Source organism: Vibrio sp., assembly GCF_984391705.1.
This window is the reverse complement of record NZ_CFHWOM010000140.1, coordinates 1-2,179: the sequence shown is the minus strand read 5'-3', so window position 1 is coordinate 2,179 and position 2,179 is coordinate 1. Positions and strand designations below refer to the sequence as shown.

Annotated in this window: 2 protein-coding genes; both read right to left on the bottom strand. The window is 47.9% G+C overall.

Annotated features, from left to right (window positions below):
• A partial coding sequence (locus tag AC4MRV_RS21960) for an XdhC family protein (protein ID WP_491189392.1) occupies positions 1 to 820 on the bottom strand: 820 nt, incomplete at its 3' end.
• 46 nt (positions 821 to 866) lie between these two features.
• On the bottom strand, positions 867 to 2,179 hold a 1,313-nt coding region (locus AC4MRV_RS21955; protein WP_491189391.1), incomplete at its 5' end, for a xanthine dehydrogenase family protein molybdopterin-binding subunit.

The following is a 2,179-nucleotide window of genomic DNA, read 5'->3' as shown; positions in this document are numbered from 1 at the left end:
TGGGCCCGAGTAAAGCGATGTAGCTCAGCGGCACACTCTTCAAAGCGAACAATGCTTGACTATCTAGCTCAACATTATGTGTCATCAAGATAGCCGCTTGCACCGTATGTTCTTTGCAATAGCCTGTTAGTTCCTCTTCACTGCCGGCCAAGCGCTGTTTCACTTCAGGGAAGTACTCTGGTCTTGCATTGGCAGGTCTCGGATCCCATATCGTGACTTCCCACCCTAACTGGAGAGCAATATTGGCCACAGGTCGCGCATCAATCCCACCACCGGCAATAAGCAAGTGAGGTGGAGCCTCTACTTGCGTCGAAAGCCACAAACCCTTTTCATCTTTGATCAATTGAGTGTTTGATTTTGTACTTCTGAGCCGAACTGCGCCTGAACTAAAGTTCGCATAAACTTCATCAATCGCGATTTTCTGAAGATACTCGCCCTTACGACGTTCTTTCATCGCGGCGAACAAATCGGGCAGGCAAAGATAATTGTTCTCACTCGAGATAGGTTGCAGTAATACGTGGACCGTCCCACCACAACCAATTCCTAACTGGAACGCAAGATCGTCCTCGTCACTCCCATCATAGGTTAAGGTTTTTGGCTTTTTAGTCAATATCACCTTACGTGCTTGCAAATGGATATCCGATTCTAAGCAGCCGCCACTTAACATACCAAGCTGTTCACCCGAATCACTAAAAAGCATCATTGCGCCTGCTTTTCGGTAAGCAGGCCCTTCCGTTTTGAACACAGTCCCCAATACCCAATTAGATTGGTCTTTTCTTGGAAGCCATTGCGACAGAACATGAAATAAGTGATTCGACATATTACTCCCCATTCCCTTATCTGTTATCGACGTTTACTGAATTACCCTAACCTTTAAGGTTGAGGGGCAACACGTGCTGTCTGTTGCCAGTAAGGGCAGCAAACGCGTTTGCTACAGCGGGCGCAACAGGTGGAACACCCGGCTCGCCAACCCCTGTAGGTGCCTCTGCCGATGGTACGATATGAACTTCGACTTCCGGCATCTGGTTGATGCGTAGCACTTGATAGTCATGGAAGTTTGACTGATTTACCGCCCCACCATCATCCAAGGTAATCGTACTCATTAGGGTTGGAGACAAACCAAAACCAACACTGCCTTCCATTTGTGCCTTGATGACATCTGGGTTTATTGCAACGCCACAATCGACCGCACACACCACTTTATCAACGCTCAACATGCCATTTTTCATCGAAACTTGGGCAACTTGTGCGACATAAGTAGCAAACGACTCATGAACAGCAACACCAAGGGCACTTCCTTCTGGTAGTGACTTACCCCAGCCAGCTTTTTCTGCCGCGAGTTTAAGGACACCTTGCCAGCGTGGGTGTTTTTGTAACAGCTTCATTCGATACTCAACCGGGTCTTTGCCTGCTTTAACGGCCAGTTCATCGATCATAGTTTCAACGGCAAATGCGGTGTGCGTACTACCTACAGACCGCCACCATTGCACCGTCGGGCCTTCTTTAACCGTTGTTAATTCAAGAGAGAGGTTGGCAATGTCATAAGGGTTATTCGACGCACCCTCGACCGAAGTCGCGTCAATGCCATCTTTGACCATAAAGGCTTCGAAAGCGGTGCCATGCAGAATAGACTGACCAACGATATGTTGTTGCCAAGCGTTGATATTGCCATCAGCATCTAAACCAGCTTTGACTCGATGGACATAGGCCGGTCTGAAGTAACCTGCGCGGGTGTCGTCTTCTCTACTCCAAACAAGCTTTATCGGTGTGCCCTTTTTCTGTTTTGCAATTTCGACGGTCTCTAATAAGTAATCCGATCTTGGGTTGGCTCTTCGTCCGAAGCTACCACCAGCTAACAACATATTGATGGTGACTTGCTCCGGCTTAATACCCAATAAGTTTGCAATGTTCATCTGGTCGACTGTCTGAAGTTGCTCGCCATTCCAAACCGTACAAGCATCATCAGAAACTTGCGCGACACAGTTCATCGGCTCCATGGTTGCATGCGCCAAGAAAGGAAACTCATAGGTGTTGTCGATCACAACATCTGACGACTCGAGAGCTTTAACAGCATCACCATCAATTCGAGCCGGCAGTCCCGGTTTCTTTGAGAGTTCCGTGTATTCTTCCATTATCTGAACGGAGCTTTTTTTGAAGGCCTTACTCTCATCCCAAGATG